The following is a 403-nucleotide window of genomic DNA, read 5'->3' as shown; positions in this document are numbered from 1 at the left end:
TCAAAATAGATCATCACACCGCGCTGCTTGGCATAATTCGCCAAATCCTGCATGACCTTGATAAAATCTTTATATTGTTCGGAAGAGGGATCTTCCGGTATAAAACCGAAATGAGAGTGCATAGCGGGAATTTCCGCCATTGCACAGAAATCAATCATTTCATGATATACTTTAATTTTTTCTGCCCGTTCTTCTTTTGGCACCAGACCAATCGTAGCTGGTCCCTGGCGAAAATTCCAAACACAATGGCTTCCGGGCACACCGACAACCGTTGTTACCTTTATATTATGTTTCTTGGAGGCCGCCTTTACTTTTTCAGCAAAATCTTTTGTAAACTTGTTTTTCTGATAATTAAGTTCACAAGAACCAAATCCCTGATCATGCAGATCCTTAAAGCTTTTAT

Annotated in this window: 1 protein-coding gene; it reads right to left on the bottom strand. The window is 40.0% G+C overall.

Annotation, left to right across the window (positions count from 1 at the left end):
• Window positions 1-403, bottom strand: a 403-nt coding sequence (locus KTG12_RS21500) for a TIM barrel protein (RefSeq protein WP_216945556.1), incomplete at both ends; no start/stop codon positions are given.

The sequence above is a fragment of the Parabacteroides sp. MSK.9.14 genome (genome assembly GCF_019041495.1).
Classification (GTDB): Bacteria; Bacteroidota; Bacteroidia; order Bacteroidales; family Tannerellaceae; genus Parabacteroides; species Parabacteroides merdae.
The sequence above is the reverse complement of the archived record's forward strand: the minus strand, read 5'-3'. Positions and strand labels throughout refer to the sequence as shown.